The following is a 17565-nucleotide window of genomic DNA, read 5'->3' on the forward strand; positions in this document are numbered from 1 at the left end:
TGACGTATGCTAAGTACAGGTATGGTGCTAAGAAGACCAGCAAAAACAGATATTTATCACCCACAATAATGGCCAACAACACTATAAAAACACATTTAAAGCCAAACTCTTTAAGCACATCAATTACAAGGGCATAGTATGTGATTGAGTAGAACAGGGATAAAACGAACACCAATGCATATGACAGATAGCCAGAATCGTCATCTATAAAGAACATTACTGCTGCTGCAGCCAAACCAAAAAACAATCCAACCCATAGAATAACTATGTATTTTACCGGTTTAATTTTGGTACTTTTACACATATATTTTGAACATTAAAATCTCCAGAAAAATACAAATCAGATCAAAAAGAATCTAACAATTAAAAACCACTATTTAAAATAGATTCAATCAACAGAATTTTCATAATAAAAATCAAAACAACTAGAAATGGTACAGGCCTTATGTTTAATGATATGAAAGACAAGACCTGATCCCATTAACCCCTGCACAACAACAATATTTATTTTAGTTAGACTGGCATAATCTATCCTTCATTTCTCTCACCCAGTCATTTAATAATAATTTAGGATCCTTCCCTTCTAATATGGTTTGTTTCACAACTGCACAGTCATCAATTATTTGTTTTCTATTAATAGGCAAGTTCAATGATAATATTTTATCTAAATGATAAACTGACTCATCAAGTTTATCTAAAAGTATTAAGTTTAAAGCATAATCTTTATGGATCCATTCGTTATTTAACAACGCTTTATTATGTTCAATGTAATCATTTAAATAATTCATATTAGATTTTCTTTTAACTTCATCAACGTCAGGAGTAATAATAGATATTATCTGATCAACAACATTGCTATTCTTAGCATTATCTTTATTAATAAAACCTTTAGGATAAGGGATGCTTTCGGAGAAATTTAAATTAAACTCATATTGCCTATTAAAAAGTGGATGTATATATTTGTGAATATACACACCACTTTTAGTTTCTTCAAAACAAAAACCTCCAACCAATGCCCCCTCTACTGGCAGTAAATATAAGTACGAATTAAAAAAATCACATCCTCCTAATAAATCCTTAATTGATGCTTGGTTTTGTTTATTCAATATAATCATTATCTAACCCACATAAGGTAAAGTACTGTATTACTTGGTAAGTTTTGCTTGTAATTGTTTATTTGTCTATCAGACACAAATGCGAAATACCCTGTTTTTAATTCTATAGCAAACTCCGGTGCCGCAGGTAAACCATAAATTGCATCAGCTCTACTTGAACCTTTACGTCCATGATTAACTCGAGAACCATTTAAGTAGCTAACCTCAGCATCAAAGCCATTACCAGCTAATTTCACTTTGTGCTCAAATAGTTTATGTATTTTAGCACCTCTGACCCAAGGGATATGACAGTCAAATGTGCACGTATCGTCAAATTCCTGTGCAGCTTCTTCAGCTAAGTCCTGTAAAAAAGCAACTTTAGCCTCATGTTCTTTTGCGACATGAAGACGTGGCTGCCATCTTCTGTTCTGTCTACTCTCACTTTGTTCATCCGCATTTACAGTGCCTATACCAGCGATTCCTAATGACTTAGAAAAATTAACTGTGACATTTAAATGCCCGGGAAACACAGCAAATAGAACAGTGTCAGAGACTTGGTTTTGATCTGAGGGGAGACCAAACATAGTTGATTGGTTACTGGATATATTATGAGCGTTTTCTTTATCGAAATACCCACTCGGATCCACCATACTCAGCGGATTATTCCGCACATAACTAAATCTATTATAGCTCTGTGGCTTATAAGGGTAGGGAACCATGATATCGGCAGAGATCATCCGACCTAATTGCGGATCATACAGGCGACCATTCATGTGTATCAGACCGCTTGGCAGTTGCTCATGGCCTGTATAGCTACGGGTAAACTGCGGCGTACTGAAAGGGCAGTCGCGCTGACCGAAGGCGTCATAAGTACAGTCCTGAATACTTATGCCGTTTGCATCGGTAACGGATAACAGACTGCCTAACACATCCGTATGCCAGTAATAGACATCAGTCTGAAACCAGGACTTAACAATAACAGCAACAACCTGACCGCCAGCAGTTATATAGCTGCGCTTATCGCCAAACTCATCTTCTTCATAGAACAGACTTGCTCCCATATTGCCGTGCATGTAGTAGGTAGTCTTACTTGGCTGTACCTGCTTCACCCGCTGATGATCGGTGCCATATTCATAGCTGACAGTGTTACTGTTCGCAGTGATGGTGTCTGGCTGGTTAAAGCTGGTCCAGGTCATGGTGCGACCACTACCGGTGAGCATATTACCGTTGGCATCGTAGGTGTAGATCGAATTAACACTACCGGTCGTCCCCATTACGGCATGTGGCTTAGAACCTGGCAGGTAGAGATAACTTCCCACATCTGACTTGCTGTCGATGTTGCCATTGTCTGCATAACTCATCGCAAGTAACGGATAACCGGTACCTGTTGTGTTAATCAGACGGCTGACACTGTCGTAGGTAGCGGTTTCCTGATAGAACTGCACATCATCCTGACGGCTGGTGAGGTTGCCCAGCCAGTCATAACCATATGACTGATCAACCACAAAGCCTGTTTCGATATCCGTTAAACGTCCTGTCGAAGTCTGATAGGTACGGTCTTCCGTTAAGTTATTACCCAGGCTGGCGCTTGAAAGCTGCTGCTCAGCGGTCATCGCCGTTGCCTGCCAGTAGGTTACCGAGCCGCTGCTGTCAGTGACTTTTTCATGGTAGCCCCGGGCGGTGTAATGGTTTTTGATGACATCTCCGGAAGGGTATGTCACCTGATTAACCCTGCCATTTGAGTCATAGGTCATACTGGCAGTAAAGTTAAAGAAGCCCATGCTGGTTGTCATACCGCTGGGGCGGGCCAGCGAGTCGTAGGTATGGGTTCGGCTAAAGCCGGTATCGGTTTCTTCTTCGCACAGCTGGCCAATGCCTTTAGGGCAGGAACCACCCGCTTTTTTCGTATCGAAATACCAGTTTGAGGTCAGATCCACTTCTGTCCGCTGGGTCATCCGGTCCAGCAGATCATAGTCAAAGGTGGTGATATCACCGTTTGCGCTGGTTTGTTTAACTAATAGGTTCAGCGGGTTGTATTCATAGGTCCAGTATCCTTTGTCCGGGTCATCCAGGCTGATTTTCCGGCCCAAAATATCCAACTGAATATCGGTAACTGTACTGGTGCCGGATGTGGTTTTCGTCAGATCACCAAAGCCGTTGTACTCATAACTGGTTGTATAACCAATGCCATCGGTAACCTGCACGATATCACCGCGGCTATTCTTCACGCTGACTGATTGCTCAAAATCAATGACGTTCTTATAAGCTTTGGTTGTTTGGGTTAAGCCGTTATAGGCATAGGTCGTCAGGGCACTGTTTGCCTGGGTTTCAGTTAATACTCTGTCCAGTGCGTCGTATGTGTAAGTCGTCCACTGGGGTGTATTTCCGTCGTAAAACGGTCTGGATTTACGTTTAACCCTGCCACGGTCGTCATATTCTGTGTAGGTATAAATCAGGGTTGCTGAACCCAGCGGATCAAAACCTTCAATTACATGTGCGACTTCCCGGTCCAGCTTGTCATAATGAATCCACTCTTTAGCACCATTCTGCGTGACATCATTATTGGCCCTTGGGGTTTTCTGTACAAAGTAGTAACTGCCGTTTACACAATTCGTGTTACAGACAGCCCAGCCATTGCGAACAATATTTCCATTGGGGGTCAGGCTGATAAAATTCAGGCCTAAATCAGAATAATAACTTTGTGTTAACCGTCCATTTGGATCTGTTTCTTTTTGCTGTGCGCCAAACCAACTGTCATAGACCCGGGTAGTCTGGTGATTAAGCGCGTTGCTCAGCGTAATCGGAAAACGGCCACGGGGATCATAACTGTATTGCTGACTACGACTGGCAATAGCCTGATTACCGGTTGCAGGGGAGGAGACTGTTTCCTGGCTCATATTGCCAAACACATCATGCTGATAAACCGTATCCAGTCTGAGCTGATTATTATCCGGCTCAACCGTTTCTTTCGTAAGAAGGCCGGTATTGGCATGATATTCATAGGCCTTGGTGCGGGTCACACCGTCTGCTGTTAGCTCAGAACGGGTCACCTGACCAATCAGCCAGTCAGTGCTGTTATTAGCAAAAGTCTGATCCAGAGTCTGAGATATACCATCGGAAGCACTGGTAACTTTCTGCGTCAGGTTACCGTAGCAATTGGTCGGCGTAGCCGTACAGTCGTAGGTGTTCTGTACATTAACGGTTGGTAAAGCCGCCTGATTTAAATCCCAGGAAGATTCCGTCCGCTGATCCATATAGACAAAACGGGAGTTTGTAGTCGGGCTGGCCTGCGCAAATGTCTGACTGACCTGGCTAAGCTGATTGCCGTTATGCCAGGAAGATGAGGCCGACATAGCACCGATGAATGGCCAGCTCTGCAGATACTCCTGATGCCGGGTAATACCGCTGGTATTGTCGACTGATGTGATTTTTCCAAAGCCTAAGAACCCACGACCGTAAACATTAGCTTTGGCCGCTTCGTAACTGAAGTCTCGGGTATTCTGGCCACCGATGCCGTTATCACTGGAGGTGCTGCTCACCATGTACAAAGGAAGTTGCAGATCACGGTCCGGATAGGTAGCACCGGTTCCTTTTGTGTAGAAACCCGGCGTTAAATCTGTCAGTGATTTATAGGTAATTGCTGTTTCGGCATCCAGTCCGCTGATGACTTTATTTATCAAGTCAGGCTTCTGATTACTGAAACGAAGCGAGTAAATATTACCGCTGCTGTCAGGGGCTACAAATGCTTCCCGGCCATCACCGAAAATATCTCCCATCTGCATACCCTGACCATGGGTGTTCTCAGCATCAGTCCAGTTGTATAGTTGATAAGGACTGGGCTGGAAAGATATTGCGAAATGCTCTCCATTACCTTTATAGGTGTAATAAAACTTACGGCCAACCCCAAAAATATCAGCAAACTGAACGCCTTCAGGGCCAACTGGCAGATCTACACCCACAGTGTATGAAGAAAAACTCAACGCGTTAGGAGTAACCGGGTGTGGATTGATCCGCAAATGCCGGGCAGCAGTTGCATTCGTTGGTGGACTGTCACCCGATAAATCGTAACGGGCCATGAAAAATGAGTCCCGGCCGATACCGAATAAATCAACCATTTCCCACTGGCCATCGTAGAGCACATTGTCATCAATGTTCCTCTGACTCTCGTAGTTATCGACTGAACCATCTTTATTTAAGCGGGATATTCTGAACGAGAGGTGGCCGCTGCCATTGTTATAATTATTACTGATAACATCAGTCGGTTTTGAGAAAATCGTCAGGAATACGCGACGGCCTTCACCAAACGGATCTGCCAGACGCCAGCCGGCATTTTCTGGTGCAAAAGCACCGGTCCATGTCCAGTTTTGCTTGGTACCATCACTGTTGAGCTGAGTTGCGTAGTGAGTCCCTGATGAATTGTGTGTATAAAATATGTTACGGCCTTCACCAAACAGGTCTACAAGCTCTGAGACACCGCCGACAGGGGAATGGCCTCCGTTCCAGGTAAAGTTTTGTACGGTACCATCTTTATTTAATCGGGTAGCTTTGTGTACACCGCTGCTGGTAACTGTATGGAAAACATCACGGCCATCTCCGAATAAATCCGCCAATTTCCATTCAGAGTTCGCAACGCTATGTCCACCGCTCCAGGACCAATGCTGTTTTGTGCCGTCTGCATTGGTTTGTGTGGCATGAAACTGACCAGTTGTATTCGTAGTAACATACAATTTACGGCCTTCAGCAAATAAATCTGCTAACTCCCAGCCTCCACTTAAGACAGCCTGAGCACCTGACCAGGTGTGATTATTAGCGTAGTCTGCAGACTGCCATTCAAATTCAGTAGGAAGAATACAGTTAGAGGAACTTCCTCCACCACACTGACTTATACTGGTTAACCTTAACCGGTTCGTTGCCGGCGCTGAGTCATATGAAAGCCAGTAATCTTTAACGGTGTTCGTTGTATTTTTTGTACGAATCCCTGCCAGCAAAGTGTCCATTTCACCAAAACCATACAGGACCGGTATTCTGATGCTGCCTAACGGACGACTTGAAAAGTATAAAAATTCAACACTGTTATAGGTCGCCAGTCCGCTGTTACTGTTACCTGTATAATTAATCACTGTTGGCCAAAAGACCTGATCACTAGTGGGATCAGTTGCGTAAGAAACGGTGTAGTAGTTACCGCTGCGATCCCGAACCTTATTCAGCGCCCAGTTGATTGCTGTATCGCCTATAGCGGAACCCAGGTTGTACTTGATCCGGGAGTCATTCGTATTACCGTACTCGTAAATCCGTCCATCTTTAGCTTCCACTTCGAACCACTCAGGGCCATTACCAAATGTTCCATGAGATGTAATCCGTGCAAAGCTATCCATCTCCGTCCGGTAAGTCGTACCGTCAGCTCCATAAGTGCCGGATACACTCATCAGACGCTTCCCATTCAGACAAAACCGATCGCTGGATGTGTAAGAAATACTGCCTTTAACACCATCCTGAGCAATTGTTTTTGCACACCGGCTAATCACGCCAAGGCCTGAAACAGACCACCCCATACCTACTAAGCCATCTCCACGGTGACTGTTATATTGAAGGGCGATATTAGGGGTCATACCTGCAGTACCGGGAGGGACTTCGATCGGTACTCTGTATGTAGCGGCTCCGCTGGGATCAACAGCAAAACTACCCGGTATATGAATTTTATTAACCGCGAGTGCCATCGAGCTGGATATTAAGACAATTAAGCCTATCAATAAAAGATAAGCTTTACAGGCTCTGTTACTTTTAAATGAGCCGTAAGAAGTGAGGGATGAGAGTAAAGTATTCATAACTAAAACTCCTCCATAAGCTTTAATTAGTTATCTAAAAAGAAATGTTCTGAATATTACTGGCGCTTTGAATTAACCTGGTCAATTTCATCAAGGGAAAATGACTGACCGATCGTTTCCTGTTTATCAGGAGGCAATGTGATAACGCCAGTCTGTGACTTACTGATTAATTCGCTATTATCAGAGCTTTTACTTTCGGCAGGCTTTAGTGAATATAACTGATCAGCATTCTTTTTTGGCTGACCAATCATGCCCAGCTTTTTTTGCTGCTTATCAGATAAGCGACGCGACACCTTTGCCTCGGATGTGGCTGAAGTGTATGTTTTTACGTGTTTTTTATCTTTAACAGCAGCTGTGTCCGCGTGTATACTGGTCGTTGAAAGGCCAACGGTTACTGCAAATAAGAGCGTCAATGAGGGGAGAGCAGAGAAAGACATTTTTCACCTTCCTTGATTTATTACTGACAATCAAAATAATTGCCAGGGTCCGTTAAATCTGTAGTGAAAAATATAGTTAACTGATTGAAGCACGCAATTTAATTCAAATGAAAATATTTCATAAACACTTAATAATTCATATTAACAATGACTTAAATAAACATGTATTTACTTAGCCACTTAGGCACTCATTAAATATTTGATAAGTAAAATATATATGCAGTTAACAACTAAAAACAGTTATTAACTGTAAACAAAAACAAGATACTCTGTTTAAGTATAATTTTATTACAAACTTAACCCTTTCATTTTTAACTTAAATTCTTCTGTTACCTGTATAGCTTCGTTTTGATTACGAATTGCAGTCGGTGTAATCAATACGACTAATTCTGTTCTGCGGCTTTTCTTACCTGCCGACCCGAACAGTACACCAACACCGGGTAAATCCTTCAGGCCGGGGATACCACTGGTGCCTGAATCCTTGGTTTCCCGTATGAGACCACCCAGTACTAAGGTGTTACCACTTTGCACCGCCACGGTTGTCTGTATTTGCCTCTGATTGATCGTAGGGGACTGAATGCCAGAGGAGGTCGTCACGGATGCATCACTGACATCCTGGTTGATATCAAGCACAACCAGCCCACCGTTTTTAATTTGCGGCGTAACCTCCAACAGCACACCGGTATCCCGGTATTGCACGGATGTGGTTATCAGGTTGTTATTGTTGTTTGAAGTGTTGACGGTTTCCGACGTTGAAACAGGCACCTGATCGCCCACTTTTATCGTTGCAGACTGGTTATCAAGCACCATCAGGGAGGGGGAAGAGACAATATTAATACGGTTATCAGAAGCCAGTGCTGTAAATAACGCCCTGATATTGCCGGATGTATCCAGAATACGGTAACTGAATCCCGTGCTACTTTGTGGGCTGGTCAGCCGGGTTTCGCTCCCCAAACCCTCGCCGCCAAAGCCATTCTTAAAAAACCAGTCGATACCGTAGTTCAGGTCGCCGCTGAGGCTTACTTCAACAATTGTCGCTTCTACCAATACCTGATGGGGCAATATATCCAGCTGCTGAAGCGATAAAAGAATGCCTTCGTAATCAGACTCAGTCGCCATTATCAGTAATGAGTTATTTTCTTTGTCTGCGATAACCCTTATGCCACCGGGCGCTACCCCGGATGGCTGCTGATACTCGGTATTTCTGATTCCTTCCGGCAATGACAGCTCAGCAGAACCGGACGTTACTGATGGCCGTTTCTTCACCCTGAACAGTTTATCGAGCAACGATGCCAGATATTCAGCCTTGCCGTATTTAACCTTATAGACATGAAGCGTCGGACTGGCATTCTGACCTTTACGGTCAAGCCTTCCAACCCATTGCTGAACACTGTCCAGATACTGTGGCTGAGGCGTAATAGCCATGACAGTATTCAGCCGCTCAATCGCTACAAAACGCAGCAAACCGGCTACAGGGCCTGTTGCTGTATCACCGAATACTGACTCAAGCTCACCAATAATTGTTTCCGGCGTCACATAGCGCAGCTGAAACAGCCCAATGGACATACCTTTAAGCTGGTTTACATCAAATGTACGTATGGTTGATAACAGGGTCGCCAACTCTGTTCCTGAGGCCGTCAGCAGCAACAGATTGTTAGACTGGTCAGAGTCGATTACTGCGCTATCTGATGCAACTGTGCGCAGTATCTTCTCCATTTCTTTCACTGAAATATATCTCAGCGGCACAACCAGGGTTTGATAGCCCTGCGCATTATCCAGCTGCAAACGGGGCACTCCGGCACTCTGAACCGCATCTGCAGGCAGCACTTCTATCAGTGTGCCATTGTCGTGCAGCACAGCACCGTGCATATAAAGCAGGGAGTCCAGCGTGGGAATCAGTGATTCCTGAGTAATTGCCTGACTGGTATTCAGTGACACCTTGCCACGAACAGAATCATGAATGACATAATTCCGGTTCAGGATCTCCCCAAGTATGGTTCTGACTACTTCGTGAAGGTCCGTCTGGTTGAAATTAAGCATAATATCGCCGCCTTCGCTGGCGGTTCTTACTGTATTTTCAGTCTTAAAAAACTCTCCCTGCTTAGGAATAATTTCATAGAGGGGCGCTTTTGTACGCTCCAACTCTGGCTGATTACCTATGGAATACGGTGCAGCATCATGGTTTCCGGCCACCTTAATCCCCACCGGTTGATGCGAGGCAAAAGACGTATCGTTTTTATCAGGAAAATATGAACATCCGGAAGTAATAAACAGATATAGCAGGAGAGTCGCCAGATTCTTATTGTTAACCTTCATGATGAATTCCTTCCATCGTTCATATCCGATTTCGCTATTCGTTTAACCGCGTATACAGGGACCGGTGTGGTTCGCCCGGCTTATCATGTTGTCTGATAAACAATTCCTGATGCTGATCATCCCAGAGCAGAACCACGCCCAGACTTGTTACCTGCTTAATCTTCCAGCCATTCAGGGACATGCCATTTTCCAGCGCAACTGACGTGTTATCGCGGCGGGACTGAAACAGAGCAATTTGTTTGTCATCTGAGATGATGGTGCCGGTCAGAATCCAGTCTGAAACAGACGGCGGGGAGGGTTTTGCAATGACCGGTGCAGCAGGGCGGACGTCTTCGACGGGCAGTACGGATCGGGATGCACTGAACAGAAAATATAATTCGGCATCGGCAGCATCTTTATTAGCATCGCCCCGTCCACCAGCAGGGATGACAGGCATAACCACCTGCTTTATTTGTACCTCAGCTGTCGCAGACTCAACTGAATCAACAGATGGCTCAAGCCAGTTACTAAGAATGCCGGCTATCAACATAACGGACAGTATTAACTGCAAAAGGGTGAGTCGGGACAGATAACGGCTATCCATCATAACGGCTCCGCTTGCTGGCTATAACCACTGATGGTCAGCAGTACCTCAAGAGTCTGCCATTGCTGCTCCGCCCCCCGAACCGGATTAACGGTGAGGTGCTTAATCTGCAAGATCGGCCGGTGTGTTTCTAATATGCGCAGCAGCTCAGTCAGTTGGGCAATGCTCATCGTTAATTGCACCCGCTGACTGATCTCCTGAATGCCGTAGCCGGCGAGAGATTCATCCTGCTTTATACTGCTGAGTAACTGGGAGGTTCTGATCTGGCTGCCGACCGACTGCACCTGCTGCTGGATCAGCTGCAGCATTAATGCCTCCGTAACTGCACTACTGTCACCCACCAAGAAATTCTGTTGTTGAGCGACAACCTGCTGAATCGACTCATGTTGCGCATCTATTGCCGCCCGGGAGTCTTGTATCTGCTGATATTTTCCCAGCTGAAACCGTAACGCTTCAATCTGTTGAGACCTGTCACGGAAAGCATCCGTCAGGGGATAAACAATCACCAGATATACAAAGCCGAGGCCGATAATCAGAGAAATAAATGCCAGGTATGGCTGATAACGATCTTGCCAACGACTTACGTCATAAGTCATTTTCAACCTCCTTCAGCAACCTGGCCCGGGCGACAAAACGTTCGGTACCGGATACCGGATTCCGGCTGACCGGTGCATCAAACCGCGTTTCACTTAATACTTCAGTGCTTTCCAGTAATGGAATGATCGCTGCGGCATCGGTACTTTCACCCCAGATGCGTACAGCATTCTGGTCTATCACCAGCTTTTGCAGCCAGGTATGCTGAGGCAATTGACGGGACAGCTCAGCTAACACTGTCAGTGAAGAAGGGTAACCAGCAACATACTGATTAAAAACGGACTGCTGATCAGCAATATTCTGAGCCTGTTTTTGCACCGCCATAACATCTTCAGCGGCACTGCGAGCCAGGTTCAGTTCAGCCTTAAGTTGATGCACTTCCAGCTCTGAGTGCTGCCAGGGCAACCATAACGCTGCAACCAGCAGCAGAATATTCACGGAGAATAAAATCAGCTGTAATGATCTGTACCTTCGCCTGAAGACAGGGGCTTCAGATTCAGGTAAAACATTGAAGCGCTGGCCATTAAACTTCACCGCCTTAGCCGTAGTTATCAGGTCCGGCGTAATTCCGTGATTACTGAGTTCTGATAAATGTCTGGCAACCGTTTTTCGGGGAATAATCTGTATAGCAACTTCTATTTCATCTTTGGATATTCCGGAAGGGCGCGAACAGAAATCAAACCATACATCACTGGCACTGAATGGCGTTATACGGTCCATTTCATAACGAATGACATCAGCCAGGTGTTTTTCTGTACGGGCCGGTAAAGATAAGCGGGTTTGTAATACCTGATCATCAGGTAAGTACAGTATCGTTAAATGAGCCCGACGAATAAGCCTGCGCGCTTCATGGTTCAGTGTTTCGGTATTAATCATAAACCCGTCCGGTCCAGCCATGTCTGCGGAGCGCGCATAAAAAGCTTCGTTCTGATAACGAACTTCTAAAACCGAGGCAGATGAGAACAGAACTCGCTGCAAAAAACGAGGACAACACTGCTTAATACCAGCTATCCACCAATCCAGTGCTGACACAGCCTGTGCCTGTAATCCTGATAAGCCCGGTATATGCATAAGACTAGCTCCCGGCCCATTGGGGAACATTTGGTTCGAATCCATCCCAGCTCAGGTATTGAAACGGCTGATCGGGATCATGAGGGGTGAGTTTCAATGTCATGTTTAACTCTGTGCCTGCAGATTCAGCGGATTCTGGCAACGCACGGATACTGATGATCCGGTTGCTGCCCGGATTCATAAAAGATCCATTGTAATTAGCTGTATCCAGCCCCAGCGCCTGAAGCATAGGCAAACCGGCACTGTTCTGATTAACCGTAGACTGTCCGCTGTGGAGTGTGAGCAAAGGCCTGAGCTTTTGATAAATTGCTGTATTCATACCCAATACCCGCTGCAGTTCACTGAGGTGTATAAACGGGCGGTTTGCCGGCAAGAAGGGATGGTCAGCGGCTCTGTAATCCTTTTCTTCCGCGCCATTTAGCCTGACGAGGTCATCCGGATCACGCCAGTCGAGAATGGCATCCGATAAGTTCTGGGCCTGTTGCGGGTCAGGTACGACCGCTGTGATGATGCGGGTTAACACCGTACCGGATACATAATTCAGATCAGCCTTACCATCGGTGGCACTTAACTCAACAGCAACAGAGATACCGTTTATCTGTTGGATCAGGGGAGACGGAACGGATGCAGGATCTATCTGGCCGGAATAAAGCTGATATAGCGTCAGGTAAACCGCCGCTTCAAGTGCGTTTTCCAGTTTTATCTGCTCCTGCTGTGCCAGGGTAGCGGTTGTCAGATAACGCAAACCAACGCTGTGTATGCTCAGTAGCACAACCATAATGCTCACAACCCATAAAACGTTAATCAGAACAAACCCGTTTTGATTAGCTTTCATAACCACCTCTGCGTATTGCTACCGTCAGTGGGGGCAAGAGATCCTGTGCTGTAAACTTGATTCTGATTAACGCGGGTAAATGAGGCTTATCCTGCCACTGGGTTTGCCATTCCGATTCTGCTTTATGATCTGTCTTATAAGTAATCTGTAATGGTCCGGAGTCTTTCAGGGTAAACATTTCGCTGTGATGAACTTGCGGTTGATACGGTGTTACCACTAATTCAGAATCCTGAATGCCTGAACTGAGCTGATATTTGTAAAGGCCAGCATGCCCCTGCAAAGGTGGCAGGGCAGATACAAAAGTGAGACTCCGGCTATCACCTGAAAAGACTGAATGACCGGACTCAGGGATATCAACGGCTTTCTGTAACTGCAGCCGCAAATGCTTATAGATAAGATTAAATCTGGACGCTTCATTGTTGATTTTACTGATTTTATTGACGCCGAAAGATGACTGATAGAATGATCCGTACAGTACGGCCAGCAAGACAGAGGTAAGAGACAAAGACATCAACAGCTCCAGTAACGTGAAGCCATTCATACGGGAAGGGATCTCCGATTTATTCCACATATACAGCTCCCAGACGCATGGTTTGCAGTGATACGGGGTAATCCGCCCGGTTATTCCAACTGACCTCTACACGGATACGGTATAAGCGAAACCGAGTTGTAATATCGTCTTCAGACAGAACACTGACCTGGCTCTTCCACCGGTAACTTCCGGAAACGCCTGACTGATTCCCCGGCATAAGGGGCTGTCTTGAAACCACTTCTTCCAGCTGCGATTGCGCAAGACTAAGGCCGTACTGGTAATGACGGTTAAGCTGAACGTTTTTAGCGGAATCCGCCAAAGACATCAGCACAACAGCCACGCTCACCGATGCAATGGACAGTGCTACCAGCACTTCCAGTAATGTGAACCCACGGGCATTACAGGGCAACATCCCTGATCTCTCCGGTTAACCAGTTAACCGTCAATTCCCGCGACTCAAAGGGATAGGCTGTTTCATGTAATCTGAATTGCCCTCCGGAATTTCCACCAGCAGGTAAAAAAGTAATAAATTCGCGGGAAGGGGTTAATGCTGATGCGCCAGCCAGCGTCAGAGTGACAGAGTCGGACCATGTAAAAACAAGCTTATCTTCAAGTAACAGACTACGCTTTTCCGCATCTACGCTAATCCGTACCGGCCGACGGTCAAGATTCGCCAGATATTGCGCCTTAGCTATTACCGCATTCAATTGTTTATGAAGCTTTCCTATCTCAGATGCATCAGTGTTAAATCCAAACCTGGCAGAAACAAGCGCTGACACTGTCGCTACTATGGCTAAAACAACCAGCAACTCGAGCAATGTAAAACCCTGATGTTTCTTTTGACCGATCGTTAACATAACAAAACCTTCCGTTCCGTTATTGCCAGCTGACAATGTCAGCATTTTCGCCTTCACCACCCGGCAAATTGTCCGCCCCGAGAGAGAACAAGTCATATTCACCGTTATCACCGGGATACTTATAGTGATACTGGTTTCCCCAGGGATCTGGCCGGATAACTTTTTTCTTCAGATAAGGGCCATTCCAACCTGAAACGTCCGCAGGTTTCTCGATGAGCGCAGCCAGACTGTGCTCTGACTTTGGGTAGCTGCCAACCTCCAGCCGGTACATATCCAGCGCTGCACCGAACTCATCAATCTGCAACGACGCTGCCGTCACCTTAGAACTGTCCAGATGCCCCAGCAGCCGGGGCCCGACCAGCCCCGACAGCAATCCTAAAATCACCAGTACAACCAATATTTCCAGAAGCGTGAATCCTTTTTGCGAGAGACTTCTAACAGTGACGGACATGATGAACTCCTTCTCATAATGCAATATCGTTAATACCAACAATGGCAGACAGCAATGAAAGTATGAGCACTGCAATGATGACACCGAGCAACACAATCATGGCCGGCTCAATTAAACTGAGCAGCTTTTTAGTTCGGATGGCTAGCTGGCGATCATATATATCGGCCACCCGGAGTAACATCGATCCTGTCTCACCGGTTTCCTCGCCTATCTGAACCAATTGCAAAAGCAGCGGTGGAACATAATTAACCCTGGCTAAATGTTCTGACAAAGCACCACCTTCTTTCACCTGGCTCAGGGCTCGCGTGACGGATACTGATAATTCGTTCATCGTCAAACTGCGGCAACCGATACTGAGAGCCTCCGGAAGCGGGACACCATTGCAAAGCAGTGCACCGGAGCAACGGCAAAAGCGGGACAATTCAGACTGAATGAAAATCTCCCGCCACCAGGGGACCGCGGTTTTGCAATAATCCAGCAGGGCGTTTAATCGTCCTGCGAGAAACAAATAACGGCACACAATCACCAGCACAGTTAAAGCAACCAGAACAAATACACCGTATTCAGTCGTCACTTCACTGAGCCAAAAGACTAGCTGGGTTTCCGGAGGGAGGTTATCTGCGGTTCCTTCAATGATGTCCGCAAACTGAGGCACGACAAAAACAAGAATCATAAGCACAGAAAGCAGGGCAACGGTGAGTAAAACAACGGGATAAACCATCGCCTGTGAAAGTTGCTCACGAAGCTGTCGGCTGCGCCGCAGATAATCATTGAGCGTCGTCATACCTGCAGCAATATTACCTGTTGCTTCAGCGCCCCGGATCAGACTTATATATACAGGTGAAAAGACCAGGCGATGCTTGTCCAGTGCAGCGCTGAACGTCTGGCCTTCACGGATACTTTTCAGAATATCCTGCACCAGGTCATGCAGTCCGTCGTTGTGCTGGCCATGTAACAAAACCTCCAGAGACCGGTCCAGCGAAATGCCAGCACTGAGGAGATACATCAGCTCTTCATTAAACGTTTCAACCAGCTCAGTCTGAGATCTGTTGAAACGAATGAAACGCTTATCTGACAAACCGGAAACCGGCTGACTTCCGATATAAACAGGAATAGAACCTTCGGCACGGAGCCTTGTAATTAAGGCAGACTCTGAAACTGCATCCGCATTACCATCGACTAACTGGCCTTCACGATCCACTGCACGGTAGAAGAAACTGTCCATTTCATACCTCCCGTGTAACCCTGATCACATCTTCTATGCAAACCAACCCAGCCCGGGCCTTACTCAAACCATCGCTGATCATTGGTTGCATATTTTCCTGCAATGCCAGCTTGCGAAAGGCATCTGCATCAGCCAGTTTCAGCATGCTTTTGCGTAACGCATCACTTACCGTCAGGACCTCAACAATCGCAATACGGCCGGATACCCCACGGTTATCACATTCAGCGCATCCTGCAGGCCGGTAAAAACATATATCCGGCTCTGATTCAGATATATATTCAGGGGCTAAAGCAGCCAACACATTTTCATCCGGTGTATAGGGTTCAGCACAATGCGGACAAAGCCGCTTAACCAGCCTTTGTGCGACCACGCAAAGCAAGGTAGAGGCGAGCAGGTACCCCTCGATCCCCATATCAATAAGACGTGTAATGCTCGAAGCAGCATCATTGGTATGTACAGTACTCAGTACAAGGTGCCCGGTCAGTGCCGATTGCACCGATATACGGGCCGTTTCATGATCCCGCATTTCACCGACCATAATAATGTCCGGATCCTGACGTACGATTGAACGTAATACAGTGACAAAACCTAAGCCGATATCAGTATTCACCGGTATCTGATTAATGCCATCAATCTGATATTCGACGGGATCTTCAACAGAAATGATCTTACGTTGCTCACTGTTCAGCAGTTTTAATGCCGCATAAAGCGTTGTTGATTTGCCGCTACCGGTAGGGCCGGTTACCAGCACCATGCCGGTTGGCTGACGCAACGCCGACAACAACTGATCTAATGCACCATCACGAATACCGAGATCATTAAAATCGAGTGTTAGCTGATCAGTTCTGAGTAGCCGTAACACCATGCTCTCACCATGAACCGTCGGTAACGTTGAGATACGAATATCCAGATGATGGCCCTGCACCTTAATATTAATGCGACCATCCTGCGGCAACCGACGCTCAGCAATATTCATTCCGGCCATAATCTTAAGTCGGGAAATGACAGCAGCAGTAAGATTGGCAGGAGGGGATTCAACCAAAACCAGTTCGCCGTCGCAGCGAAAACGGATCTTCAGCACACCGTTAAACGGCTCAACATGAATATCTGATGCATTCCTTTTACACGCCTGCTGTATCAACAAGTTCACAAGCTGAATTACCGGTGCCTCACTGGCCATATCCCGGAGTTGATCTACATCTTTTTCGTAGTCAATTACTCCAACAGACGCCTGTTGACTAAGATCTGAAAGATGAGAATTCGCATCTCCGGAAAGCGCTTTCAGAAATATGTCCAGATCTGTTTTTGAAATGACATATAAGCGCACTTCCCGGGCACCGGTGGCCATTTCTGCACAGTGGATCGCAAAACTATTTCCCGGATCGAATACCGCCAGCGTTAATACATTGTCGTCAAAACTGACTGGTGCAAGTTGATGTTGCTTTAAAAAATCCGGTGCCAGTAACTCAGAACAACTGAAGGCCTGTGAAAGCGCCTCATCAGTTATTACCGACAAATTACTGAGCTCAGCCAGGTACGCAGCAAGGTCTGCCGCACCGACAAAACCAAGCTTATATAACAGGTGAGGAAGGGATGTGTCCGGTTGTTCCGCCAGGAGCAGCTTGCATTTAGCCATTTCATCAGGCGATATTTTCTGGCGACCGATCAGTAAATCAGCAAGCTGAAGGTGTAAATCGTGAATGTCTGATAAAACACTGCCAACGTGATTACCCATAGCTCCGATC

At 46.1% G+C, this 17565-nt stretch carries 14 protein-coding genes; all 14 read right to left on the reverse strand.

The features are described from left to right. Positions 1-509: 509 nt before the first annotated feature. A complete protein-coding gene (locus JYB63_RS03380; RefSeq protein WP_205656394.1) occupies positions 510-1115 on the reverse strand; it encodes a hypothetical protein in 606 nt (201 codons plus the stop codon). Then, positions 1115-6919, reverse strand: coding sequence for an RHS repeat-associated core domain-containing protein (locus JYB63_RS03385; protein WP_336510844.1), 5805 nt, complete (start codon positions 6917-6919; stop codon positions 1115-1117). The genes JYB63_RS03380 and JYB63_RS03385 overlap by 1 nt, the downstream gene beginning before the upstream one ends. Before the next feature lie 56 nt (positions 6920-6975). Then, positions 6976-7356 carry a hypothetical protein gene (locus JYB63_RS03390; RefSeq protein ID WP_205656396.1) on the reverse strand — a complete coding sequence of 127 codons (381 nt, stop codon included), beginning with the start codon at positions 7354-7356 and terminating at the stop codon, positions 6976-6978. Positions 7357-7644: 288 nt separating this feature from the next. Beyond that, positions 7645-9672 carry a type II secretion system secretin GspD gene (gspD, locus tag JYB63_RS03395; protein ID WP_205656397.1) on the reverse strand — a complete coding sequence of 676 codons (2028 nt, stop codon included), beginning with the start codon at positions 9670-9672 and terminating at the stop codon, positions 7645-7647. Positions 9673-9706: 34 nt separating this feature from the next. Then, on the reverse strand, positions 9707-10258 hold the full coding sequence (locus JYB63_RS03400; RefSeq protein WP_205656398.1) for a hypothetical protein: 552 nt from the start codon (positions 10256-10258) through the stop codon (positions 9707-9709). Beyond that, entirely contained in the window at positions 10255-10851 is a 597-nt protein-coding gene (gspM, locus tag JYB63_RS03405; protein WP_205656399.1) for a type II secretion system protein GspM, read from the reverse strand. The genes JYB63_RS03400 and gspM overlap by 4 nt, the downstream gene beginning before the upstream one ends. Beyond that, positions 10841-11725, reverse strand: a complete 885-nt coding sequence (locus tag JYB63_RS03410; RefSeq protein ID WP_205656400.1) for a PilN domain-containing protein — start codon at positions 11723-11725, stop codon at positions 10841-10843. Before JYB63_RS03410 ends, gspM begins: the two co-directional genes overlap by 11 nt. A 199-nt stretch (positions 11726-11924) precedes the next feature. Next, entirely contained in the window at positions 11925-12755 is an 831-nt protein-coding gene (locus JYB63_RS03415) for a type II secretion system minor pseudopilin (RefSeq protein ID WP_205656401.1), read from the reverse strand. Next, complete coding sequence (locus tag JYB63_RS03420) at positions 12745-13326, reverse strand: prepilin-type N-terminal cleavage/methylation domain-containing protein (RefSeq protein ID WP_205656402.1); 582 nt, start codon at positions 13324-13326, stop codon at positions 12745-12747. Before JYB63_RS03420 ends, JYB63_RS03415 begins: the two co-directional genes overlap by 11 nt. Then, on the reverse strand, positions 13316-13699 hold the full coding sequence (locus JYB63_RS03425) for a type IV pilus modification PilV family protein (protein ID WP_205656403.1): 384 nt from the start codon (positions 13697-13699) through the stop codon (positions 13316-13318). Before JYB63_RS03425 ends, JYB63_RS03420 begins: the two co-directional genes overlap by 11 nt. Beyond that, positions 13686-14144 (reverse strand): prepilin-type N-terminal cleavage/methylation domain-containing protein, encoded by a 459-nt coding sequence (locus JYB63_RS03430; RefSeq protein ID WP_205656404.1) that lies wholly within the window; start codon positions 14142-14144, stop codon positions 13686-13688. The genes JYB63_RS03425 and JYB63_RS03430 overlap by 14 nt, the downstream gene beginning before the upstream one ends. A gap of 19 nt (positions 14145-14163) precedes the next feature. After that, a complete protein-coding gene (gene gspG / locus JYB63_RS03435; protein ID WP_205656405.1) occupies positions 14164-14595 on the reverse strand; it encodes a type II secretion system major pseudopilin GspG in 432 nt (143 codons plus the stop codon). 13 nt (positions 14596-14608) lie between these two features. Continuing rightward, complete coding sequence (locus JYB63_RS03440; protein WP_205656406.1) at positions 14609-15820, reverse strand: type II secretion system F family protein; 1212 nt, start codon at positions 15818-15820, stop codon at positions 14609-14611. Position 15821: 1 nt separating this feature from the next. Further along, positions 15822-17555 carry a GspE/PulE family protein gene (locus tag JYB63_RS03445; RefSeq protein ID WP_205656407.1) on the reverse strand — a complete coding sequence of 578 codons (1734 nt, stop codon included), beginning with the start codon at positions 17553-17555 and terminating at the stop codon, positions 15822-15824. Positions 17556-17565: the final 10 nt, after the last annotated feature.

The sequence above is a fragment of the Aliamphritea spongicola genome (assembly GCF_017051665.1).
Classification (GTDB): Bacteria; Pseudomonadota; Gammaproteobacteria; order Pseudomonadales; family Balneatricaceae; genus Amphritea; species Amphritea spongicola.